Below are 22,551 nucleotides of genomic sequence, written 5' to 3'. Positions count from 1 at the left end.
CGCCCGGGTCAGTCGCGACCGACCGAGGCGTACCGCTCACGCAGTTCCGGCCACAGCTTGTCCAGCTGCCCGGCGCTCACGGAACCGTCGGGCCGGTTGCCCACCACCCCGTACACGCTGGTCAGGTAGTCGGCGAGCCGCTGCTGGTCGGGCTGGTCCGCGTACGTGTCGATGTACGAGACCAGCGCCTCGAAGCACAGCTCCGGGTCGAGCCGGTCCGGCTGCGGGACGGGCTCGCGCACGGCCTGCTCACGGACGACGTGGTCGCGCACCGGCTGCTCGCGCACGGCCGGCTCGTGCGGGACGGCCTCGCGCCGCCCCTGTTCGTGGCCGCTCTCCCCCTGGGGGTCGCGCTGCTCCGGCCGTCCGCCCACCGCCTGCTCCGGGGCCGCTTCGCGCCCGGCCGGGCCGGCCTGCCGGTACATGAAGGCGGGCACCGGGCCGCGTTCGGCGGCCGGCCCGGCCACCTGGACGTCGGGGCCCGGCTGGGCCGAGGGCCGCGGCGGCTTGAACCACGGCGAGGCCTGGCCCGGCACCCGGCCGGTCGCGTCCATGCCGCCCTGCGGCGCGTGGGTGCGGACGGCGCGCTCGGTCCACACGTTCAGCTCGTCCCGGGCCGGGGGCGGTGCCTGCTCCTCGGCCTGGGCCGGCTCCTGGGCGTCCCGCAGCCGGACGGCCGCCAGCTTGGCGAGCGTCGGCACCGCGAGCTCCGCGGACACCGCCGACGCGGGGGCCGCCGCCGGGCCCGCGGGCCCCGGCTCGGCCGCCGCCGGCACCTGCTGCGCCGGGACCTGGTGCACCGGCACCTGCTGCGCGGCTGCCCGCAGATGCTGCGCGGCGGCGGGCACGGGGGCGGGTATCGCCGCCTGCGGCACCGGCGCGGCCACGACCGTCCTGCCCTCGCGGGCATCCTCGAGCTGCTCGGCCTCCGCCAGGCGGTCCAGCACCTCCAGATCCAGCGGGACGCCGTACTTGGCGAGCTTCAGCGGCAGCAGCGCCTGGATCGGCGCCGCGCGCCGCCAGCCGCGGCCGTACCGGAAGCGCAGCTGCGCCCGGTACACCAGCCGGTTCTGCTCCAGCCGCACGACCTCGTCGTAGGAGCGCAGCTCCCACAGCTTCATCCGCCGCCAGAGGCGGAACGTCGGAATCGGCGAGAGCATCCAGCGCATCAGCCGGACGGACTCCATGTGCCGGTCCGCGGTGATCGCCGCGATCCGTCCGACCGCGTGCCGGGAGGCTTCGACCACCACCACGAACAGGACCGGGATGACGGCGTGCATGCCCATCCCGAGCGGATCGCCCCAGGAGGCCGCCGCGTTGAAGGCGATGGTGGCGACGGTCAGCAGCCAGGCGGTCTGCCGCAGCAGCGGGAAGGGGATCCGCAGCCAGGTCAGCACGAGGTCCAGGGCCAGCAGGACGACGATCCCGGCGTCCACACCGACGGGGAACGCGTACGCGAAGGCGCCGAACCCCTTCTCCATGGCCAGGTCGCGGACCGCGCTGTACGAGCCTGCGAAGCCGATGCCCGAGATCAAGCAGGCGCCGGCCGCGACCAGGCCGAGCAGGGCCCGGTGGGCACGGGTGAGGGATGGGCGTGCCATGCGTCTATCAACCCCTGGATGTCGGCTGCTGCCGTACGTGAGCGTCGGCCCGCCGGACTCCCCCCTGTCGGGTGGTCCGCGAACACCGACCACCGACGTCTCGGCCCACCGGATACTACTCGTACACCTGTTTCAGCGTGATTCCAGGCCGGGGTGTCACCCCGTCTGCTCGGCCGTCCCGTTGAGATGGGCCAGTACGGCCAGCACCCGGCGGTTGGCGTCGTCGGCCGGCGCGAGCCCGAGCTTGGTGAAGATGTTGGCGATGTGCTTGGCCACCGCGCCGTCGCTGACCACCAGGCGGGCGGCGATCGCCGAGTTGGAACAGCCCTCCGCCATCAGCTCCAGCACCTCCCGCTCACGGGGCGAGAGCCGCTGCAGCGGACCCGAACGCGCGTTGCTCTGCAGCAGCTTGGCGATCACGTCCGGGTCCATCGCGGTGCCGCCCGCCGCCACCCGGCGCACGGCGTCGATGAACTGGTCGGCGTTGAACACCCGGTCCTTGAGCAGGTACCCGATGCCGCCCGAGCCGTCCGCCAGCAACTCCCGCGCGTAGAGCTGCTGGACGTGCTGCGACAGCACCAGCACCGGCAGCCCGGGGATCTGCCGGCGCGCGCTCAACGCGGCCTGCAGCCCCTCGTCGGTCAGCGTCGGCGGCAGCCGGACGTCCACGACGGCGACGTCCGGACGGTGGGTCAGCAGCGCGTCCAGCAGCTCCGGGCCGGTCTCCACCGCTGCCGCGATGGTGAAGCCATGGGCCTCCAGCAGCCGGATCAGGCCTTCGCGAAGGAGGTAGAGGTCCTCGGCGAGGACAACTCGCACGGCAGCTCCAGGGTGATCGTGGTCGGGCCGCCCGACGTGCTGTCGATGGCGAGGACACCGTCGAAGGTACCCAACCGGCGCTCGATCCCGCGAAGCCCGCTCCCCCGCGTCGGGTCCGCCACCCCGTGGCCGTCGTCGGTGACGGTCACCCGCAGGGTCCCGGCCCGGTGCAGGATGTCCACCCAGACCTGGTCCGCGCCCGAGTGCTTGGCCGCGTTCGCCAACAGCTCGCAGACGCTGAAGTACACCGCCGCCTCCACCGGCGCCGCCGGCCGGTCCGGCAGGCTGACGCACACGTCGACGGGCAGGGCGCTGTCCATCGCCAACGCCCGAACGGCGTCCCCGAGTCCGCGTTCGGCCAGCACCGGCGGATGGATGCCCCGGACGAGGTCCCGCAGCTCCTGGAGCGCCTTCGCCGAGGACTGCCGGGCCTCCGACAGCAGAGCGCGCGCGGCCGTCGGATCGGTGTCCATCAGGTGCTCGATCGTGCCGAGGGTCATCCCGATCGCCACCAGCCGGGCCTGGGCGCCGTCGTGCAGGTCCCGCTCGATCCGGCGGAGCTCGGCGGCCTGGTCGCCCACCGCGTCGGCGCGGGTCTCGGTCAGCTGCTGCACCCGCTCGGTCAGCCGGGCCTTGCTCGGCGCGCCCGCCCGGTCGGGGTCCAGCGCGCGGCGGGTCCAGTCGGCGTGCAGCCGGACGGCGCGCGGCGCGAGGGCGAGACCCGCGACCACGGCGGCCAGGCAGAGGCCGAGCTGCAGGAACAGCTCCCTCAGGTCGCCGCCCAGGTCATAGCCGTAGCCGCTCTGGAACTGCTCCAGCAGTCCCACCGCGGCCCCGGCGCCGACCACGGTCAGCAACAGGCACGGGACGGCGAGCAGGCCGGCCGCGCCCGCGCCGCCGGCCAGCCACAGCAGGTCCCGCCAGCTCGCCGGGTCGCCCAGGACCGACCGGACGGTCAGCTCGGCACGGGCCGTCGAACGCCGCGAGTGGTACGAGTGGCCGGTCCACCAGTGCCCGCGCTCGTCCTGCTGCGGCGCCGCGGCGGGCCGGTACGCGACGGGGATCCGGACGCCGAACCAGGCCTCCACCAGATCGCGGGACCGTCGCGCGTACCGCCGGCCCAGCCAGAAACAGGCCGTCGGGAAGGCGATCACCCCGGCGACGACCACGAGCAGGCTCCCGGGGCCGTGCTGGCTGTTCACATTCAGCGCGAGGATGGGTACCAGCCCGATGAAGAAGAGTGCGGCCGGCCCCACCGCCGCCTGGAACACCAGCTGGAGACAGCGCAGTTGGGCCTTGAAGCCACCCCGTACGAACCGCCGGGCATCCTCGATCCGCTCCTGCGCGCCACCAGCTGTCGTGGTCGGACCACTCACGGCCATCTCTTCTCCCCGGCGTCCTCGAAGTCGGAGGGCACCAGTCCGTCCCTCGGTACCAGTCTGTCCCTCAGGGCCACGCCGGTGCACTGGCCCTTGAACTCCACCTGGGGTGGACCTAGCACCCCTGCCGGCCGGGCCCTTTCCGGCGCGGCGAAGCCCCGTCGGTCCGGAAACGCAGAAAAGCCCCGCCGGTTACCCGGCAGGGCTTCTCCACAATGATTGTTCGGCGGCGTCCTACTCTCCCACAGGGTCCCCCCTGCAGTACCATCGGCGCAACGAGGCTTAGCTTCCGGGTTCGGAATGTAACCGGGCGTTTCCCTCATGCTATGACCACCGAAACACTATGAAACTGTCACCGCACCACCCACCCGTGACCAGGGCAAGTGGGGTCGTTGTTTCAGAACAACACAGTGGACGCGAGCAACTGAGGACAAGCCCTCGGCCTATTAGTACCGGTCAGCTCCACCCCTTACAGGGCTTCCACATCCGGCCTATCAACCCAGTCGTCTACTGGGAGCCTTACCCTCTCAAGGAGGTGGGAATACTCATCTCGAAGCAGGCTTCCCGCTTAGATGCTTTCAGCGGTTATCCCTCCCGAACGTAGCCAACCAGCCATGCCCTTGGCAGGACAACTGGCACACCAGAGGTTCGTCCGTCCCGGTCCTCTCGTACTAGGGACAGCCCTTCTCAATATTCCTACGCGCACAGCGGATAGGGACCGAACTGTCTCACGACGTTCTAAACCCAGCTCGCGTACCGCTTTAATGGGCGAACAGCCCAACCCTTGGGACCTACTCCAGCCCCAGGATGCGACGAGCCGACATCGAGGTGCCAAACCATCCCGTCGATATGGACTCTTGGGGAAGATCAGCCTGTTATCCCCGGGGTACCTTTTATCCGTTGAGCGACGGCGCTTCCACAAGCCACCGCCGGATCACTAGTCCCTGCTTTCGCACCTGCTCGACCCGTCGGTCTCACAGTCAAGCTCCCTTGTGCACTTACACTCAACACCTGATTGCCAACCAGGCTGAGGGAACCTTTGGGCGCCTCCGTTACTCTTTAGGAGGCAACCGCCCCAGTTAAACTACCCACCAGACACTGTCCCTGATCCGGATCACGGACCCAGGTTAGACATCCAGCACGACCAGAGTGGTATTTCAACGTCGACTCCACAACCACTGGCGTGGCTGCTTCAAAGTCTCCCACCTATCCTACACAAGCCGAACCGAACACCAATATCAAGCTATAGTAAAGGTCCCGGGGTCTTTCCGTCCTGCTGCGCGAAACGAGCATCTTTACTCGTAATGCAATTTCACCGGGCCTATGGTTGAGACAGTCGAGAAGTCGTTACGCCATTCGTGCAGGTCGGAACTTACCCGACAAGGAATTTCGCTACCTTAGGATGGTTATAGTTACCACCGCCGTTTACTGGCGCTTAAGTTCTCAGCTTCGCCGAGACGAATCTCGACTAACCGGTCCCCTTAACGTTCCAGCACCGGGCAGGCGTCAGTCCGTATACATCGCCTTACGGCTTCGCACGGACCTGTGTTTTTAGTAAACAGTCGCTTCTCGCTGGTCTCTGCGGCCGGCCCCAGCTCAGAGTGCAAGACTCATCACCAGTTCCGGCCCCCTTCTCCCGAAGTTACGGGGGCATTTTGCCGAGTTCCTTAACCATAGTTCACCCGAACGCCTCGGTATTCTCTACCTGACCACCTGAGTCGGTTTGGGGTACGGGCCGCCATGAAACTCGCTAGAGGCTTTTCTCGACAGCATAGGATCATCCACTTCACCACAATCGGCTCGGCATCAGGTCTCAGCCTCAATGAGTGACGGATTTGCCTATCACTCGGCCTACACCCTTACCCCGGGACAACCACCGCCCGGGCTGGACTACCTTCCTGCGTCACCCCATCGCTCACCTACTACCCTGTTGGGTCAGCGGCTCCACCACGTCCCTTCGTCCGAAGACTCCAGGCCGGCTTCGCGGCTTTAGCATTCAGAGGTTCGACGTTGGCGCTTCAAAGCGGGTACGGGAATATCAACCCGTTGTCCATCGACTACGCCTGTCGGCCTCGCCTTAGGTCCCGACTTACCCTGGGCAGATCAGCTTGACCCAGGAACCCTTGGTCAATCGGCGCAAGAGTTTCTCACTCTTGTATCGCTACTCATGCCTGCATTCTCACTCGTGTCCCGTCCACAACTGGATTCCTCCGCTGCTTCACCCGGAACACGACGCTCCCCTACCCATCACAGCAGGCGTTGGCCCTGTTGCTGCAATGACACGACTTCGGTGGTGTGCTTGAGCCCCGCTACATTGTCGGCGCGGAATCACTTGACCAGTGAGCTATTACGCACTCTTTCAAGGGTGGCTGCTTCTAAGCCAACCTCCTGGTTGTCTCTGCGACTCCACATCCTTTCCCACTTAGCACACGCTTAGGGACCTTAGTCGGTGTTCTGGGCTGTTTCCCTCTCGACCATGGAGCTTATCCCCCACAGTCTCACTGCCACGCTCTCACTTACCGGCATTCGGAGTTTGGCTAAGGTCAGTAACCCGGTGAGGCCCATCGCCTATCCAGTGCTCTACCTCCGGCAAGAAACACGTGACGCTGCACCTAAATGCATTTCGGGGAGAACCAGCTATCACGGAGTTTGATTGGCCTTTCACCCCTAACCACAGGTCATCCCCCAGGTTTTCAACCCTGGTGGGTTCGGTCCTCCACGAAGTCTTACCTCCGCTTCAACCTGCCCATGGCTAGATCACTCCGCTTCGGGTCTTGGGCATGCAACTCAATCGCCCTATTCGGACTCGCTTTCGCTACGGCTACCCCACACGGGTTAACCTCGCTACACACCGCAAACTCGCAGGCTCATTCTTCAAAAGGCACGCAGTCACGAGACAGATAGGCAAGCCCACTGTCCGACGCTCCCACGGCTTGTAGGCACACGGTTTCAGGTACTATTTCACTCCGCTCCCGCGGTACTTTTCACCATTCCCTCACGGTACTATCCGCTATCGGTCACCAGGGAATATTTAGGCTTAGCGGGTGGTCCCGCCAGATTCACACGGAATTTCTCGGGCTCCGTGCTACTTGGGAGAAGCTCAAGTGAGCCGCTGATGTTTCGTCTACGGGGGTCTTACCCTCTACGCCGGACCTTTCGCATGTCCTTCGACTACACCAACGGTTTCTGACTCACCCAGCCGCCGGCAGACGACTGAAGAACTTTCCCACGACCCCTCATACGCAACCCCTGCCGGGTATCACACGTATCAGGTTTAGCCTCATCCGGTTTCGCTCGCCACTACTCCCGGAATCACGGTTGTTTTCTCTTCCTGCGGGTACTGAGATGTTTCACTTCCCCGCGTTCCCTCCACATACCCTATGTGTTCAGGTATGGGTGACAGCCCATGACGACTGCCGGGTTTCCCCATTCGGAAACCCCCGGATCAAAGCCTGGTTGACGGCTCCCCGGGGACTATCGTGGCCTCCCACGTCCTTCATCGGTTCCTGGTGCCAAGGCATCCACCGTGCGCCCTTAAAAACTTGGCCACAGATGCTCGCGTCCACTGTGCAGTTCTCAAACAACGACCAGTCACCCACCATCAAACCCCCGAAACGAGGATCATCAAGTAGGACCGGCACTGAAGCAACGACCATACGGCCGTTCCCTCAGGACCCAACAACGTGCCCGACCCACCAGACCCGCCAGAAACCCGTTCCACGCACCGAAGTGCAGTACTTGGGAGGCCTGACAGACCTCGTGTGCCGAATAGTCAACGTTCCACCCATGAGCTAGCACTTCAGGACATTCGCCCGAAGCTGCCATGTGCTCCTTAGAAAGGAGGTGATCCAGCCGCACCTTCCGGTACGGCTACCTTGTTACGACTTCGTCCCAATCGCTGGTCCCACCTTCGACGGCTCCTCCCCTTACGGGTTAGGCCACCGGCTTCGGGTGTTACCGACTTTCGTGACGTGACGGGCGGTGTGTACAAGGCCCGGGAACGTATTCACCGCAGCATGCTGATCTGCGATTACTAGCAACTCCAACTTCATGGGGTCGAGTTGCAGACCCCAATCCGAACTGAGGCCGGCTTTTTGGGATTCGCTCCGCCTCGCGGCATCGCAGCCCTTTGTACCGACCATTGTAGCACGTGTGCAGCCCAAGACATAAGGGGCATGATGATTTGACGTCGTCCCCACCTTCCTCCGAGTTGACCCCGGCAGTCTCCTGTGAGTCCCCATCACCCCGAAAGGCATGCTGGCAACACAGAACAAGGGTTGCGCTCGTTGCGGGACTTAACCCAACATCTCACGACACGAGCTGACGACAACCATGCACCACCTGTATACCGACCACAAGGGGGCGACCATCTCTGGCCGTTTCCGGTATATGTCAAGCCTTGGTAAGGTTCTTCGCGTTGCGTCGAATTAAGCCACATGCTCCGCTGCTTGTGCGGGCCCCCGTCAATTCCTTTGAGTTTTAGCCTTGCGGCCGTACTCCCCAGGCGGGGAACTTAATGCGTTAGCTGCGGCACCGACGACGTGGAATGTCGCCAACACCTAGTTCCCAACGTTTACGGCGTGGACTACCAGGGTATCTAATCCTGTTCGCTCCCCACGCTTTCGCTCCTCAGCGTCAGTAATGGCCCAGAGATCCGCCTTCGCCACCGGTGTTCCTCCTGATATCTGCGCATTTCACCGCTACACCAGGAATTCCGATCTCCCCTACCACACTCTAGCCTGCCCGTATCGAATGCAGACCCGGGGTTAAGCCCCGGGCTTTCACATCCGACGCGACAGGCCGCCTACGAGCTCTTTACGCCCAATAATTCCGGACAACGCTCGCACCCTACGTATTACCGCGGCTGCTGGCACGTAGTTAGCCGGTGCTTCTTCTGCAGGTACCGTCACTTGCGCTTCTTCCCTGCTGAAAGAGGTTTACAACCCGAAGGCCGTCATCCCTCACGCGGCGTCGCTGCATCAGGCTTTCGCCCATTGTGCAATATTCCCCACTGCTGCCTCCCGTAGGAGTCTGGGCCGTGTCTCAGTCCCAGTGTGGCCGGTCGCCCTCTCAGGCCGGCTACCCGTCGTCGCCTTGGTAGGCCATTACCCCACCAACAAGCTGATAGGCCGCGGGCTCATCCTGCACCGCCGGAGCTTTACACCAACCCCCATGCGGAGGAAGGTCATATCCGGTATTAGACCCCGTTTCCAGGGCTTGTCCCAGAGTGCAGGGCAGATTGCCCACGTGTTACTCACCCGTTCGCCACTGATCCACCCCGAAGGGCTTCACCGTTCGACTTGCATGTGTTAAGCACGCCGCCAGCGTTCGTCCTGAGCCAGGATCAAACTCTCCGTGAATGTCTGCCGGTAATCCGGCAAGCCACTCGCGTTGAGCGGCACGGCAACCACCGGAATTAGGTGATCCCGCGCACTGCGTCCTCGCTAGTGTTTTGTTACTAAAGGAATCTCCAACCCGGATCAAGTGATCCAGGCCGGGGATGTCAACATATCTGGCGTTGACTTTTGGCACGCTGTTGAGTTCTCAAGGAACGGACACTTCCTTCGAGCCACTCTCGTGAACTCTCCGGGCGCTTCGTTCTTTCGTGTTTCCAGCTTAGCAGATGTTTTCCGCTCCGTTTTCCGGAGTTTCGCTTCCCTGCCTTGCTTTCCTTCGGCCTTTCGGCACTCCCAGACTCTACCAGAGTCTTTCGTGCGTCCCGGCCTTCAGAAGGCTTTCGCCAGGCCGACCTGACGGTCCGTCCGACGGCTCAAACTCTAGCCCAGCCCCGCCCCGAAAGGCGAATCCAAGCCAATCCGCTAAACACACACATGCCAATTAACCGCACAGGAATACGCCGAAGCGAAACAACCCATGACGATGCGATGGAAGGTGGTTCGTGGAGTGGCCGCCCCGGGACCGTCCGCGCTGACTGCGTGTCCGGTGCTCCCTGCCGAGCGACTAGTCAACACTACGCGCGCCGGGCGCCTGAGGCAAACGGCCCGGCCGGACGGTCCTGCTGCAGGCCTCGCGCGCCGCCTTCACGTACTCGCCGTTGGGGTGGTCGTTCGAGCCGACCCGGTGTCGGGCCTCGCTCTCGGCCTGACCTCCTGCCATGTGCCGGCGCAGGAGTCGCTCCTCCCGAAGGGTGTCCTCGGCGTCGACGTACCAGAGTTCGCGGAGCAGGGCGCGAGCCTCGGGCCAGGGGGTCTCGGCCGAGGAGAGGTAGTTGCCCTCGGTGACGACGAGCCGGGTCCGCGGGGTGACGAGGTGGCGGGCGGCCACCGGCTCGTCCAGGTCCCGATCGAAGTCGGGGACGTAGATGTCGTGGAAGCGGTCCTCGGTGACCCGGCGGAGCAGGGCGACGTACCCGTGGGCGTCGAAGGTGTTCGGGGCGCCCTTGCGGGGACGCAGGCCGAGGCGGTCCAGCTGGACGTTGGAGAGGTGGAACCCGTCCAGCGGGAGGTACGCCGCGGCGGCGGGGCCCTCGGCGCGGCAGACCTCGGCGACCAGGTGCCGGGCGAGCGTGGACTTGCCCGCCGCGGGCGGACCGGTGAGGCCGAGGATCACGCGGCTGCCGCCGCCCCGCCCGCGCAGCAGGCCCACCGCCAGCTCAGTGAGATCGCGCGGATCGTCGAGGGCCAGGTGATGGCCGTCCGTCGCCGGACCGGTCGGCGGCGCTGCCGTTTCGGTGTTCAGCGTGTCGTCGTGCATGGGCGCACCCTACTCAGCCCGTCCGGCGGTCGCGCCCGGCGGTACGCCGTGGGGCACCGCCCGCGCCCGGAGTGCCGTCGTCCGGGCCGGTCAGTGCACGCGTTCCGCCAGTGCCGGCAGTTCCAGGGTGAGCGCGCCGGCGTCCGCGTCCAGCAGGGCGGGCACGCCGAGCGGGACGGTGAGGCTGGAGGGGCCGTGTCCGAAGCCGAGCTCCCAGAGGACCGGGACGCCGAGCGGCCCGAGACGGTCGAGCATGACCTCCCGCACGCGCTCGGGTCGTCCACAGCCCGCCCAGGAGCCGAGGGCCACGCCCGCCACGCCGTCCAGCGCTCCCGAGCGCAGGAGCTGGGTGAGGATGCGGTCGAGCTGGTAGGGCTGCTCGTTGACGTCCTCCAGGACGAGCACCGCACCCGCGAAGGACGGCCGGGCCCCCGTCGTGCCCCGCTCGGCGGCCAGGACGGAGGCGCAGCCGCCGGCCGTGATCCCCCGGGCCCGCCCGGGCACCAGGGTGCCGGCGGCGGCCGAGGTCAGGACGGTCGTGGCCGCCGGTTGGAAGAGCGTGCGGCGCAGGTGCTCGGCGGTCGGCCCGTCGGTCAGGAAGGTCTGGGCGGACGCCATCGGCCCGTACAGGGTGGCCACCCCGAGGCGCTGGGCGAAGGCCTCGTGCAGGGAGGTGACGTCGCTGTAGCCGACGAGCGCCTTGGGGGGCGCCGTCCGCAGGGCCTCCCAGTCGAGCAGGTCCACCATGCGGTGCACGCCGTACCCGCCGCGGGCGCAGACGACGGCGGCGATCGCGGGGTCCAGCCAGGCGGCCTGGAGGTCGGCGGCGCGGTCCGCGTCCCGGCCGGCCAGGTGCCCGAGGGCGGGGTGGGTGTCGAGGACGTGGGGTGCGACCTCGACCTCCAGCCCCCAGGAACGCAGGACGGCGCAGCCGGCGGTGAGCCGGGCCGGGTCGACCGGGCTGCTGGGTGCGATCACCGCGACGCGGTCCCCGGGGAGGAGGTGCGGCGGGCGGGTCAGCGCCCGCAGCCGTCCGGTCGAAGGGTGCGACGGGTACTGCGGTGGTGCGGGCCGGGCCGGTCCGGCGGCCTGCTCGGGCGGGTGCTGAGCCATCGCCTGGTCCTCCCCGTTGATGACGTTCGACTGACCAAGGTATGCCCGGCCTGGCTCAGACCGATCCCACCGCCCCCATCGCGGCCCGTACCTCGGCCAGGGTCGCGTCGGCGACGGCGTTGGCGCGTTCGGCGCCGTCGCGCAGGACCTGGCGGATGTGGCCCCGGTCGGCGGCGAGTTCCGCGCGGCGGGACCGGATCGGTCGCAGGTGCTCGTTGACCGCCTCGGTGACGGTGCGTTTGAGGGCGGCCGCGCCGCCGTCGCCGATCTCCCCGGCCAGCTGCTCGGGTGTGCGGTCCTGGCAGAGGGCGCCGAGCTGGAGCAGGGCGGCGACCCCCGGTCGCCCGGCCGGGTCGTGGGTGATCCGGCGCTCGGCGTCCGTCTTCGCCGCGCGGACCAGGCGGGCGGTCTCGTCCTCGCCGGCGGCGAGCGGGATGGCGTTGCCGCGGCTCTTGCTCATCTTGCCGCCGTCGGTGCCGGGCAGCAGTGGCGCGTCGGAGAGCAGGGCCTGCGGGCGGGGGAAGATGCCGGCGCCGTAGCGCTCGTTGAAGCGGCGGGCGACGGTGCGGGCGACCTCCAGGTGCGGCAGTTGGTCCTGGCCGACGGGTACCAGGTCGGCCTTGCAGAAGAGGATGTCGGCGGCCTGGTGCACGGGGTAGGTGAACATCAGCCCGCTGACGGTGGACTGCCGGGAGTGTGCGATCTCGTCCTTGACGGTGGGGTTGCGGCCGAGTTCGGCGACGCTCACCAGGCTGAGGAAGGGCAGCAGCAGCTGGTTGAGGGCCGGCACGGCGCTGTGGGCGAAGATCGTGGCGGATGCGGGGTCGAGGCCGGTGGCGAGGTAGTCGATCACCAGGTTCTCGCTGTGCTCGGCGAGCCGGTCGGCGATGTCGCGGTCGGTGATGACCTGGTAGTCCGCGACGACGACGAAGAGTTCGGCGCCCTGCCGCTGCAGTCGGACGCGGTTGCGCAGGGTGCCGAAGTAGTGGCCCAGGTGCAGGGGGCCGGTCGGGCGGTCGCCGGTGAGGACGCGGCGGCCGGCCGGGTGGTCCGGGTCGGTGAGGGCGGGCGCGGTCGGGGCGGTGGTGGTGCTCATGGGATCTCCTCCGGTGGTCGCCGCCGTCCGGGCGGGCGCTGCACACGGGAGGAAACGCGGCAGGGCCGTCCGGAACGGACGGCCCTGGTCATGTCTGGGGTGGCCGCCCTAGGACGGCCACCAGCTCAGGCATGCGAAGCGCTTCATGAGGTCGAGGATAGGGGACGGCGGGGCACGGCGCGGGTGAACCGGGGCGGTCAGTCCTCCACGACGAGCGTCGGGGGTCCTTCCGCAGCGTCCGGCCGCGGAAGAAATCGGGCTGGTACCCGCTGTACCAGACCATCAGCAGGGCGCCCAGCAGCAGGATGCCGACGCCGATGACGAAGACGGAGCCCATCCCCAGCACCGCGAAGGCGACGAGCAGCATCGGCAGGAAGCCGGCCAGCAACACCGCGGGCATCCGGACGCCGACGGCGGTGACGGTGGGGCCCATGGTCGCGGTGAGGCAGTAGACCGGGGCGACCGTGGAGTCGCCAGGGACGACGCTGCTCAGCAGCCCGACGGAGTTGCCGCGTAGGCCCTTGTCCCCGGCCGCGCCCTGGGCCGGACCCGGTCCGGGGAGGTCGCCGGTGGTGCCGATGACCGGGACGCCTGTCGGGAGGACGGGCGTCGTTGCCCGTCCGCTGCTTCCGTGCTCCGAGAGCTGTTGATCAACCACCTCGGCACCATAGGTACGCGTCCGGGTTCGGCTTGGGAGGATTCGCCCTCTGCGTACGAGGCCGCCGGTCAGCTCCTCCTCACTGTCGGATAGGTTTGCCTCACCTAATCAATCCTCCGGTGGAAGCCGGGCAACGCCCCCTGCCCGGTCGCCGCCGACCGTCGCACCAGGAGCGCTCGCGTGGCCCCCACCCCCGCCGACCGGACCATCTCCCCCACCTCCCGGCGGAGCTTCCTCGCCGCCGGCCTGACCGGCGGCGCCGTCCTCGGTCTCGGCGGACTGCTCGCCGCCTGCGGCAGCTCCAGCACCACGCCGGACGCGGCCGCCCCGGCCGGCGGATCCTCCCCGGACCAGAAGTCCGTCAAGCAGGGCGGCGACGACTACGCCACCGTGATCGAGCAGATGAAGGCCTTCGGCACCGACGCCGCCCCCGGCGTCTACCCACGCACCGTCAAGCACGCGCTCGGCGAGACCGTCGTCCCGGCCAAGCCGGTCCGGGTCGTCGTCCTGGACACCGGCGAACTCGACAACGTGGTCGCGCTCGGCATCCAGCCCGTCGGCGTGGTGTACACCGACGGCTCCAAGGCCATGCCGTCCTACCTCAAGGACAAGGTCGGCAGCCCGGCCAACGTCGGCACCATCAACAGCCTCAACCTGGAGGCCATCGCCGCGCTCAAGCCGGACCTCATTCTCGGCAGCCAGCTGCGCGCCCAGGACCAGTACGCCTCCCTGTCGAAGATCGCACCGACCGTCTTCTCGATCCGCCCCGGCTACCCCTGGAAGGAGAACTTCCTGCTGAACGCCAGCCCCTTCGGCCTCCAGGCGGAGGCCGAGGCGCTGCTCGCCGCCTACCGGGCCGCCGCCACCGCGGTCGGCGCCCGGCTCGGCGACAAGAAGCCCACGGTCAGCCCGCTGCGCTTCATGCCCGGTAAGACCCGGCTCTACGCCGGCCTCTCCTTCATCGGCACCATCCTCGCCGACATCCCGATCCCGCAGCCGAAGATCGAGCAGGTCAAGGAACTCGCGGTGGAGATCAGCCCCGAGCAGATCGACAAGGCCGACGCGGACTGGATCTTCTACGGCGTGTACGGCACGCCCAGTTCCACCAACCAGGACGCCGTCCTCGGCGGCGCGCTGTGGAAGACCCTCGGCGCCGTGAAGTCCGGTCAGGCCAGGCCGGTCCCGGACGAGACCTGGTTCCTGGGCCTGGGTGTGCTGGCCGCCGACGCCGTCCTGGCCGACCTCAAGGGCTACGTCGCGCCCGGCGCCTGAGGCCCCCGGTGGCCTCTCCCGGGAGGGGCCACCCAGGGAGGTACGGAGGACGATGCGGACGGGGCGGCCGGCCGACTCCGCGGGGTTGCGCCCGCCGGTCCTCTTGGAGCTTGATCCCGGGGTGCGGCAGGATCATCCGGACCGCACCTCGGAGGGCCCGCGCCGATGATCCCGCTCGACCAGACCGCAGCCGACCGTCCCCTGCCAGCGCCCGCCGCCCACGGACCGGGCGCCGAATGCTCTGTCGCCGCCGGGGCCACCGACCCGGCAGCCGGGCTCCGGCCCGCGGGAACTGCACCGGCCGACACGGTGCCGCAGCCCAGGCCGGCCGGCGGGGACAGGGACGGACACCCCGGAGGACGTCGGGACGGGCAGGCCACCGGACCCACCGGCGACCCTGGGGACGCCCCGGCCGACCGCGGCAGCGACGCGGCCCCAGGGGCCCCGGGGTCCCGAGATGCCACGGCCGCCAACCTGCGGACCGGGCTCGGCGCCCGGCTCCGGACGGCCTACGAGCAGGGCGCGACCCTCACCGACCTCGCGGCCGCCTGCCGCCGGACCGCGGCCGAGACCCGGACCCTGCTGCTGGCCGCCGGTGCCGACCTCTCCGGACAGGCGCGGCCGGCGGCGGCCGGAGCCACACCCGCGCGGCCCGACCGGCGACCCGTCCAGCGGTCGGGGCAGCGGTCCGAACAGCAGCCCGTCCAGCGGTCGGAGCAGTGGTCGGGTCGGCCCGAGGCAGCGCCCGCCGAGCGAACCGATCGGCCGGAGGCGGCCGGCCGCTCCGCGCGCGGAGCGCGGTCGGCGAACCGCCGGGCGCAGCCCGCCCTGCCGGCCGCGGCCTCCCCCAAGGTGGAACCGGCGCCCGCGAAGCGCCCCTCCCCCGCCCGCCGGCTGAGCCGGCTCCACCCGCGCCCGGCGGGCGACCCCGCCCCCGCGCCGCCGGCGGCGGAGCGCGGCGGGCTCCCGGCCGGCGGGCCGGAGCCGCTCTCCGAAACGCCGCTCGGCATCCTGATCGGCGGCACCCCCAACCTGCCCGAGCCCGAGAACCGTCCGCAGGAGCGCCGGTACGTCCTGGCCGAGGCCCGGATGATCCGGCCCGGTCGCGGCACCTGCCTGGTCGTCTTCCCCTCGTGGCGGCCCGCGATCGCCGTCTCCGTCCCGACCGAACAGCTGCTCGCCGCCACCGGCCTCGGGTACGGCCAACTGCCCTGCGCCGTCCTGTCGGTGTTCATCAACCCGGAGGCCCTGCACGACCGCGAGCTGGGGCTGCACGGCTGGCGTGTCCGAGCCCCCAGGCGGGGCGGCGCCCGGAGCCGGCGCGACTGAGCCGACGGGCGGCCGGGGGTCCGGGGGTCCGGTTGTCCGGGGGTCCGGTTGTCCGGAGGTCCGGGGGTGACGCGGCGGCCCTGAACCGGGCTCACGGTCCGGTCGGTTCAGGCGCCCGCCGGTTCAGGCGCCCGCGTTGTCACGGGAGTTGCCGGACTTCGTGCTCTTCTCGGCATCCGCCCCGCCGGTCCTGTCGGCGACGTGGCCGAGATCGACCGGCTCGACCGCCGGAAGCGGACCCGGCGTTCCGGCCCCGGGCCATCCGCTCGCCCGCACTCCGGTCAGCAGGGCGGGCAGTTGGGGCGGCCAGAGGGCGTCCGCCCGCTCGTCGGCGAGGTCGGCCGCGGTCCACCAGCGCCAGCCGAGAATGCCGTCGGTGGCGTGGACGGCGCTGACGTCGCCGACCGGTCCGCGTCGCGGACCCAAGGTCAGGAAGATGTGCTCGTGCTGGCGGACCGGGATGCCGTGCCAGGTGAAGTCGTGCTCCCAGGTGCAGAGCAGCGGGCCGGGGGCGAGATCCGTCCAGCCGGTCTCCTCCCAGAGCTCGCGGCGGGCGCCCTCCAAGGGGCTCTCGCCGGGCTCGATCCCGCCGCCGGGCGACGTCCAGTGCACGCCGACCTCGCTGTTGTCGGAGCGGAGCAGGAAGACCGAGCCGTCCTGGTCCATGACCACTGTTCGCGCTGCCTGCCGGGGAGTTCGCCTCCGGTCACGCCTCAGGATTCGCATCGGGTCACCCTCGCAGAGGTGCCCGGCGGCGGTCGAGCGGTTTCGGCCCCGGTCGCCGGCCCGGCGGGGTGCGTCCGGAAGGTCCACTCTCTCCGGGCACGGGCCGGTCCGCGCCGGCCGGCGTCCACCGGCCGCGGCACCCCGGTGGTCCGGCGGTCCCGGCGGGACCCGGCGGAAATCACCGCCGGGCCCGGACCCGGTCCGTACGCTGAACCCCATGGCCGTACCCGCGATCCTCTTTCCCGCCGACCCGCTCGCCCCACGGCGGCCGGACCCGCACTTCACCTGGGAGGCCCGGCTGCTCAGGGAGTTGGGCGGCGATCACGCGCTGGTGGACCACGACGCGCTGCTCGCCGGGGACGCCGAGGCGGCCGTCCGCCGGGTGCCGGCCGGGATCGGCCCGCTCTGGTACCGCGGCTGGATGATTCCGGGGGCGGGCTACGCCCGCTTCGCGGCCGCCCTCGATGCCCGCGGCGGCACGCTGCTCACCAGCCCCGCCGGATACACCTCCGCGCATGAACTCCCCGGCTGGTACCGGGTCTTCGAGGGAGCGACGCCGGCCAGTGTGTGGATCCCGGTGCCGTCGCCGGGCCGCGCGCCGCGGGCCGGGGAGCTGGCGGCGGCCGCCGCACGGCTCGGCGGGACGGGTGCGGCGATCGTCAAGGACTACGTCAAGTCCCGCAAGCACGAATGGGCGGAGGCCTGTTACGTCCCGGAGCTGGCCGACCTGGCCGCGCTGGAGCGGGTGGTGAACCGGTTCGTGGAGCTGCAGGACGACTTCCTGGCCGGCGGCGTGGTGCTGCGGCGCTTCGAGGACTTCGCCCGGACGGCGGACGGCCGGGCGGCGGAGGCCCGGGTGTGGTGGCTGGACGGCGAGCCGGTGCTGGTCGGCCCGCATCCGGACAGCCCCCGGCACGCCCCCGATCCGGACCTCACGGACGTCCGCCCGCTGGTCCGGGCCCTCGGCTGCCGCTTCGTCACCACCGACCTGGCCCAGCGGGCGGACGGCAGCGCGTGGCGGGTGGTGGAGGTCGGCGACGGCCAGGTCAGCGACCTGCCGTCGGGCGTGGACGCCGCCGCCCTGCTGTCCTCGCTGATCGCGGCCTGACCGGCGGCCGGTCGCCGGCTCCCCGCCGTGCCCGGGGCGGGGAGCCGCGATCGAGCACACGTGCAGGAGGGGCGCCGGGCCCGGCGCCTCCGGGAGCAGCAGGGCCCGACCCGTCCGGACCGACCCGTCCGGACCGGCTGCCAGCGGCCGTCAGCGGCCGCCGACCGGCTCCGGGGCCGGGTGCCCGTCGGCGACGAACGCCTGCCAGAGCGCCGTGTAGGTGCCGCCCTTGGCGAGCAGTTCCGCGTGGGTGCCGTCCTCGACGATCCGCCCGTGGTCGAGGACGATCACCCGGTCGGCCCGCTCGGCCGTGGTCAGCCGGTGGGCGATGACCAGGGTCGTCCGGCCACCGCTGAGCCGGTCGGCGGCGTGGTTGACGGCCGCCTCGGTGGCGAGGTCGAGAGCTGCAGTGGCCTCGTCGAGCAGCAGCACGTCCGGGTCGACCAGTTCGGCGCGGGCCAGGGCGATCAGCTGGCGCTGCCCGGCCGAGAGGTTCCGGCCGCGGCCGGAGACCTCGTGCTCGTAGCCGCCGCGCAGCCCGGTGATCATGTCGTGCGCGCCGACCGCCCGGGCTGCCGCCACCACCTCGGCGTCGGTCGCCGACGGCCGCCCGTACGCGATGGCCTCGCGCACCGTCCCCGCGAAGAGGTAGGCCTCCTGCGGGACGACACCCAGCCGGTGCCGGTACGCGGCGAGGTCGTACCGGGTGACGTCGACGCCGTCGACCCGGACGGTGCCGCTGGTCGCGTCGTAGAACCGGGCGACCAGCTTGACCAGGGTCGACTTGCCGGCCCCGGTCTCGCCGACCAGCGCCACCGTCTGCCCCGCCGGGATGTGCAGGGTGATGTCGGAGAGCACCTCCGGGTTGCCCGCGCCGCCCCCGTTGTAGGCGAAGCCCACCCCGTCGAAGTCGATCTCACCGCGCAGGTCGGTGACCGGCACGGGGTGCTCGGCGACCGCGGTGTTCGTGGGGGTGCGCAGCAGTTCGCGGATCCGGCCCAGGCCGACCGCCGCCTGCTGGTACCCGTCGAAGACCTGGGAGAGCTGGTTGACCGGCGCGAAGAACAGATCGATGTAGAGCAGGTAGGCGACCAGCGCACCGACCGTCAGGGTGCCGGCCTCGACCCGAGAGGCGCCGGCGATCAGCACCAGTGCGGCCGCCACGCTGGAGAGGAACTGGACGAACGGGAAGTACAGCGAGATGTAGAACTGGGCCCGCACCCGGGCGTCCCGGTAGGCGATGCCCCGGGCGACGAAGCGGGTGGTGTTGGTGTCCTGGCGGCGGAACGCCTGGACGATCCGCATGCCCGCGACGTTCTCCTGCAGATCGGCGTTGACCGTGCTGATCAGGTCGCGGGAGATCTCGTACTGGGCGGTCGACTTCCGGCGGAAGACCAGCGTCGCCACGATCAGGAACGGGAGCACCGCGAAGACCACCAGGGCCAGCCCGGCATCGATGATCAGGAGCGCGGCGAAGATCCCGAAGAAGGTGAGCAGGCTGACCACGGCGGTGACGACGCCGGTCTGCAGGAAGCTGGTCAGCGAGTCGAGATCGGTGGTCATCCGGGTCAGGATGCGGCCCGACAGCTCGCGCTCGTAGTAGTCCAGGCCGAGCCGGTTGAGATGCGCGAAGATCTTGATCCGCAAGGTGTAGAGCACCCGCTCGCCGGTGCGGCCGCTGACCCGGCTCTCACCGGCCTGGACCAGCCAGTCCAGGAGGACCACCAGCAGCGCGGCCAACGAGGCGACCGCGACGCCCGTCATCGCGGCCTTGCTGACACCGTCGTCGATGCCGTGCCGGATCAGGATCGGCAGCACCAGGCCCGCACCCGCGTCCAGTGCCACCAGCAGCAGGGCCAGGGTGAGCGGACGGCGGAAGGGCGCCAGCATCCGGCGGAGGCTGAAGTCCGGGTCGCCGGCCTCGGCCTCGGCGAGCGCGACGGCCGGGGTGTCGGTGGCGGGCGGCAGCTCGGCGACCTTGCTGAGCAGATCGGGGCTCGCCGTCCGGGCGGCCTTGGCGAGAGCCTTCGTGGGCGGCGTCCGGGTGAACGGTGACGTGCCGGGTGCTGTCCCGGTCGCGGACGAGCCGGCCGTGGACGCGTCGGTCGGTGGCTGCTCGGCGAGCGGGGAGCCGACGGGCGGGGCGACGGCGGACGGGGTGGCGGCGCCGTCCGGGGCGATGACCTCGCCGGCGGCGGGCGCCGGGGACCGGCCGGCCTCCGGGTCGGAGATCAGGGCCCGGTACTGGGGACATCGCCGGTCGAGTTCCTGGTGCGTACCGATGTCGACCAGTCGGCCCTGGTCGAGGACGGCGATCCGGTCCGCCAGCTGCAGCGTGGATCGGCGGTGCGCGATCAGCAGCGTCGTCCGGCCGGCCATCACCGAGCGCAGCGCGTCGTGGATCTCCGCCTCGATCTGCGGGTCGACCGCCGAGGTGGCGTCGTCCAGCAGCAGGATGCGCGGGTCGGTCAGGATGGCGCGGGCGAGCGCGATGCGCTGGCGCTGGCCCCCGGAGAGGGTCAGGCCCTGCTCGCCGACCTTGGTCTCGTAACCGGCGGGAAGCTCCCGGACGAACTCGTCCGCCTGGGCGATCCGCGCGGCGGCCTCGACCTGCTCGTCGGTCGCCTCCGGCCGCCCGTACGCGATGTTGGTCCGGACGCTCTCGGAGAACAGGAAGCTCTCCTCCGGCACGATGCCGACGGCCGCCCGCACGGAATCGAGCGTGAGGTCGCGCAGGTCGTGCCCGTACAGGCGCACCGATCCCGCCGACGGGTCGTAGAAGCGCGGGACGAGCTGCGCCACGGTGGACTTGCCGGACCCGGAGGAGCCGACCAGCGCCAGGGTCTCGCCGGGGGCGAGCCGCAGGCTGAGCCGGTGCAGGACCGGGGTCGGGTGCTCCGGGTCGTAGCGGAACTCGACCTGGTCGAACTCCAGGGCGAGCGTCGTGGGCTGCCCCGCCGCTCCGGTCGGGGCGGAGCCACGGGCGTCACGGGCGTGGTCACCGTCCCGGCCTGCCCGCTCGTCCGGGTCGGCGAGGTCGGCCCCGCCGCCGGCGGCCGGAGCGGCCGCACGGGTGAGATCCAGGGTGATCGCGTCGGGCCGCTCCTGGACCAGCGGGCGCTCGTCGATCAGCTGGAGCACCCGTTCGACGCCGGCCCGGGCCTGCTGGCCGACGGTGATGACCATGGTGAGCATCCGGACCGGGCCGGTCATCTGCGCGACATAGGTGGAGAAGGCCACGAAGGTGCCCAGCGAGACCTTGCCCTCCACCGCCAGCCAGCCGCCGAGGGCCAGCACGGCGACCTGCGCGAGCGCCGGAATGGCCTGCATCGCGGGGTTGTAGCGGCTGGTCAGCCGGATCGAGCGGAGCCGGGCCGCGAAGAGGTTGCGCGAGGCGGCCTCCAGCTTGCCGAGTTCCTGGGCCTCCTGCCCGAAGCCCTTCACCACCCGGACCCCGCCGACCGCCTCGTCGACCACGCCCGCGACGGCCGCGGCCTCCTGCTGCGCGGCCCAGGTCGCCGGGAACAGCCGCTTACGGCTGAGCACCGACATCCACCACAGGGCGGGGCCCATCACCAGCGCGATCAGGGTGAGCGGCAGCGAGAGCCAGAGCATCACCGCGAGCGACATCACGAACATGACGACGTAGCCGGTCATCATCGGCAGCATGGAGAGCAGGCCGTTGATCAACTGCAGGTCGGAGGTGGCCCGGCCGACCACCTGGCCGGTGTCCAGACGGTCCTGCCGGTGGCCGTCGAGCCGGCCGAGCGAGCGGAACAGGTCGCTGCGCAGGTCGTGCTGCACGTCGAGGGCGAGCTGGCCGCCGTAGTAGCGACGGATCTGGGTGCAGACGAAGACCAGCGCCGCCGCGCCCAGCAGCGCCGCGGCCCACGGGGCCAGCGAGCGGGTGTGGGCGGTGATCACGTCGTCGATGATCAGCTTGGTGATCAGCGGGACGAGGGCCGTGACGGCCATGCCGACGAGCGAGGCGCCGAAGGACAGCAGCACGCTGCGCCGGAATCGCCAGCAGTAGCCGACGAGTCGCCGCAACCAGCCCGGGCCGGCCTCCTCGGACGTCGCCGACTCCGGTCCGGCACCCTCGGGCCCGCGACTGCCGGGCTCGGTGGAAGCGGGCCCGGTCGGGCCTGAACCTGCGGATGCCGGGTCGGTCGAGGTCGGCGCCGGCAAAGCCGGGGCCGCGGACGTCCGGGCCGCCGAATCGGCGGCGCGGCCGCCTTGCCTGCTGCCGCCCCGGGGTAGCTCCGCCGTAGATCCGTGAGTGTCAGACATATTTAGGGATACTAACCATTCAGTCGCGTGGCCGTCCAAGCAGATTCGGCCGGTCCGGAGTCCCGGCAGGCCGACCAGGCCCGTCGGGCCGACGGACGCACCAACAGTCGCCGGGCGCCGCTGATTCCTTCACCGGGTTTCCCACCAGCCTGAACGATGCGCGCCGGGACGCACACCGGACCGACGGCCCCGACGTGGCCGCCCATGGTCCTAGGACTCCCGCCCGGGCCGACCCCACCCGAGCGGAGAAACGGCCCGACGCAACCCGGCGCCCGCCGGCTGCACGCCGACTGCCCACCGGCGCATCGCACATCCCACCGTACGCAGAGCGGTACCAGGTCATGGGAACGTCGGCGGCAGGCATGGATGCGATCGGCCGGCCGGAAGGCGCGACCGCGAGGACGCCCCTCCCTGCGGTCAGGGCGCGGCGAGCGCCGGCGGGGTGG

At 70.1% G+C, this 22,551-nt stretch carries 11 protein-coding genes, 3 rRNA genes and 1 pseudogene; 3 read left to right on the top strand and 12 right to left on the bottom strand.

Features of this window, described 5'->3' with window-relative positions:
* Window positions 1-8 precede the first annotated feature (8 nt).
* The 10 genes and pseudogenes from OG689_RS26660 to OG689_RS26615 form a co-directional block, all read right to left on the bottom strand.
* The gene (locus OG689_RS26660; protein WP_266323399.1) at window positions 9-1,601 is read right to left on the bottom strand and encodes a DUF2637 domain-containing protein; all 1,593 of its coding nucleotides are present in this window, start codon (window positions 1,599-1,601) and stop codon (window positions 9-11) included.
* Window positions 1,602-1,757: 156 nt separating this feature from the next.
* The gene (locus OG689_RS26655; protein ID WP_266323397.1) at window positions 1,758-2,420 is read right to left on the bottom strand and encodes a response regulator transcription factor; all 663 of its coding nucleotides are present in this window, start codon (window positions 2,418-2,420) and stop codon (window positions 1,758-1,760) included.
* Window positions 2,372-3,796 carry a histidine kinase gene (locus OG689_RS26650; RefSeq protein WP_266323396.1) on the bottom strand — a complete coding sequence of 475 codons (1,425 nt, stop codon included), beginning with the start codon at window positions 3,794-3,796 and terminating at the stop codon, window positions 2,372-2,374. The genes OG689_RS26655 and OG689_RS26650 overlap by 49 nt, the downstream gene beginning before the upstream one ends.
* Window positions 3,797-4,020: 224 nt before the next feature.
* Window positions 4,021-4,137 (bottom strand): 5S ribosomal RNA (gene rrf / locus OG689_RS26645).
* An 88-nt stretch (window positions 4,138-4,225) separates the two neighbouring features.
* A 23S ribosomal RNA gene (locus OG689_RS26640) occupies window positions 4,226-7,347 on the bottom strand.
* Window positions 7,348-7,635: 288 nt separating this feature from the next.
* Window positions 7,636-9,159, bottom strand: a 16S ribosomal RNA gene (locus OG689_RS26635).
* Together the 16S, 23S and 5S rRNA genes form the textbook arrangement of a ribosomal RNA operon.
* 601 nt (window positions 9,160-9,760) lie before the next feature.
* Window positions 9,761-10,513: a nucleoside/nucleotide kinase family protein gene (locus OG689_RS26630; protein WP_266323395.1), complete on the bottom strand. Its 753-nt coding sequence runs from the start codon at window positions 10,511-10,513 to the stop codon at window positions 9,761-9,763.
* A 90-nt stretch (window positions 10,514-10,603) separates the two neighbouring features.
* A complete protein-coding gene (locus OG689_RS26625) occupies window positions 10,604-11,626 on the bottom strand; it encodes an LD-carboxypeptidase (RefSeq protein WP_266323394.1) in 1,023 nt (340 codons plus the stop codon).
* 55 nt (window positions 11,627-11,681) lie between these two features.
* Window positions 11,682-12,722, bottom strand: a complete 1,041-nt coding sequence (gene trpS, locus OG689_RS26620) for a tryptophan--tRNA ligase (protein WP_266323393.1) — start codon at window positions 12,720-12,722, stop codon at window positions 11,682-11,684.
* A gap of 346 nt (window positions 12,723-13,068) precedes the next feature.
* Window positions 13,069-13,302: pseudogene (locus OG689_RS26615) on the bottom strand (amino acid transporter); the annotation flags it as partial.
* A gap of 258 nt (window positions 13,303-13,560) precedes the next feature.
* Between OG689_RS26615 and OG689_RS26610 the strand changes: the two are divergent.
* Window positions 13,561-14,652: an iron-siderophore ABC transporter substrate-binding protein gene (locus tag OG689_RS26610; RefSeq protein ID WP_266323392.1), complete on the top strand. Its 1,092-nt coding sequence runs from the start codon at window positions 13,561-13,563 to the stop codon at window positions 14,650-14,652.
* Window positions 14,653-14,961: 309 nt separating this feature from the next.
* The gene (locus OG689_RS26605; protein ID WP_266323391.1) at window positions 14,962-15,981 is read left to right on the top strand and encodes a hypothetical protein; all 1,020 of its coding nucleotides are present in this window, start codon (window positions 14,962-14,964) and stop codon (window positions 15,979-15,981) included.
* 123 nt (window positions 15,982-16,104) lie between these two features.
* On the opposite strand, the gene OG689_RS26600 is transcribed toward OG689_RS26605, so the two are convergent.
* A complete protein-coding gene (locus tag OG689_RS26600) occupies window positions 16,105-16,707 on the bottom strand; it encodes an NUDIX domain-containing protein (RefSeq protein WP_266323390.1) in 603 nt (200 codons plus the stop codon).
* Window positions 16,708-16,924: 217 nt separating this feature from the next.
* On the opposite strand from OG689_RS26600, the gene OG689_RS26595 reads away from it, so the two are divergent.
* Complete coding sequence (locus OG689_RS26595; RefSeq protein ID WP_266323389.1) at window positions 16,925-17,815, top strand: ATP-grasp domain-containing protein; 891 nt, start codon at window positions 16,925-16,927, stop codon at window positions 17,813-17,815.
* Window positions 17,816-17,965: 150 nt separating this feature from the next.
* Here OG689_RS26595 and OG689_RS26590 read toward each other — a convergent pair whose 3' ends face one another.
* Complete coding sequence (locus OG689_RS26590; RefSeq protein WP_266323388.1) at window positions 17,966-21,865, bottom strand: ABC transporter transmembrane domain-containing protein; 3,900 nt, start codon at window positions 21,863-21,865, stop codon at window positions 17,966-17,968.
* Window positions 21,866-22,551: the final 686 nt, after the last annotated feature.

It is taken from the genome of Kitasatospora sp. NBC_00240 (genome assembly GCF_026342405.1).
Lineage (GTDB): Bacteria > Actinomycetota > Actinomycetes > Streptomycetales > Streptomycetaceae > Kitasatospora.
The sequence above is the reverse complement of the archived record's forward strand: the minus strand, read 5'-3'. Positions and strand labels throughout refer to the sequence as shown.

Bases quoted from the DNA above. Each gene is read 5' to 3' on its own strand.
- OG689_RS26600 (WP_266323390.1), bottom strand. From the start codon at position 16,707: ATGCGAATCCTGAGGCGTGACCGGAGGCGAACTCCCCGGCAGGCAGCG.
- OG689_RS26625 (WP_266323394.1), bottom strand. From the start codon at position 11,626: ATGGCTCAGCACCCGCCCGAGCAGGCCGCCGGACCGGCCCGGCCCGCA.
- OG689_RS26595 (WP_266323389.1), top strand. From the start codon at position 16,925: ATGGCCGTACCCGCGATCCTCTTTCCCGCCGACCCGCTCGCCCCACGG.
- OG689_RS26630 (WP_266323395.1), bottom strand. From the start codon at position 10,513: ATGCACGACGACACGCTGAACACCGAAACGGCAGCGCCGCCGACCGGT.
- trpS (WP_266323393.1), bottom strand. From the start codon at position 12,722: ATGAGCACCACCACCGCCCCGACCGCGCCCGCCCTCACCGACCCGGAC.
- OG689_RS26660 (WP_266323399.1), bottom strand. From the start codon at position 1,601: ATGGCACGCCCATCCCTCACCCGTGCCCACCGGGCCCTGCTCGGCCTG.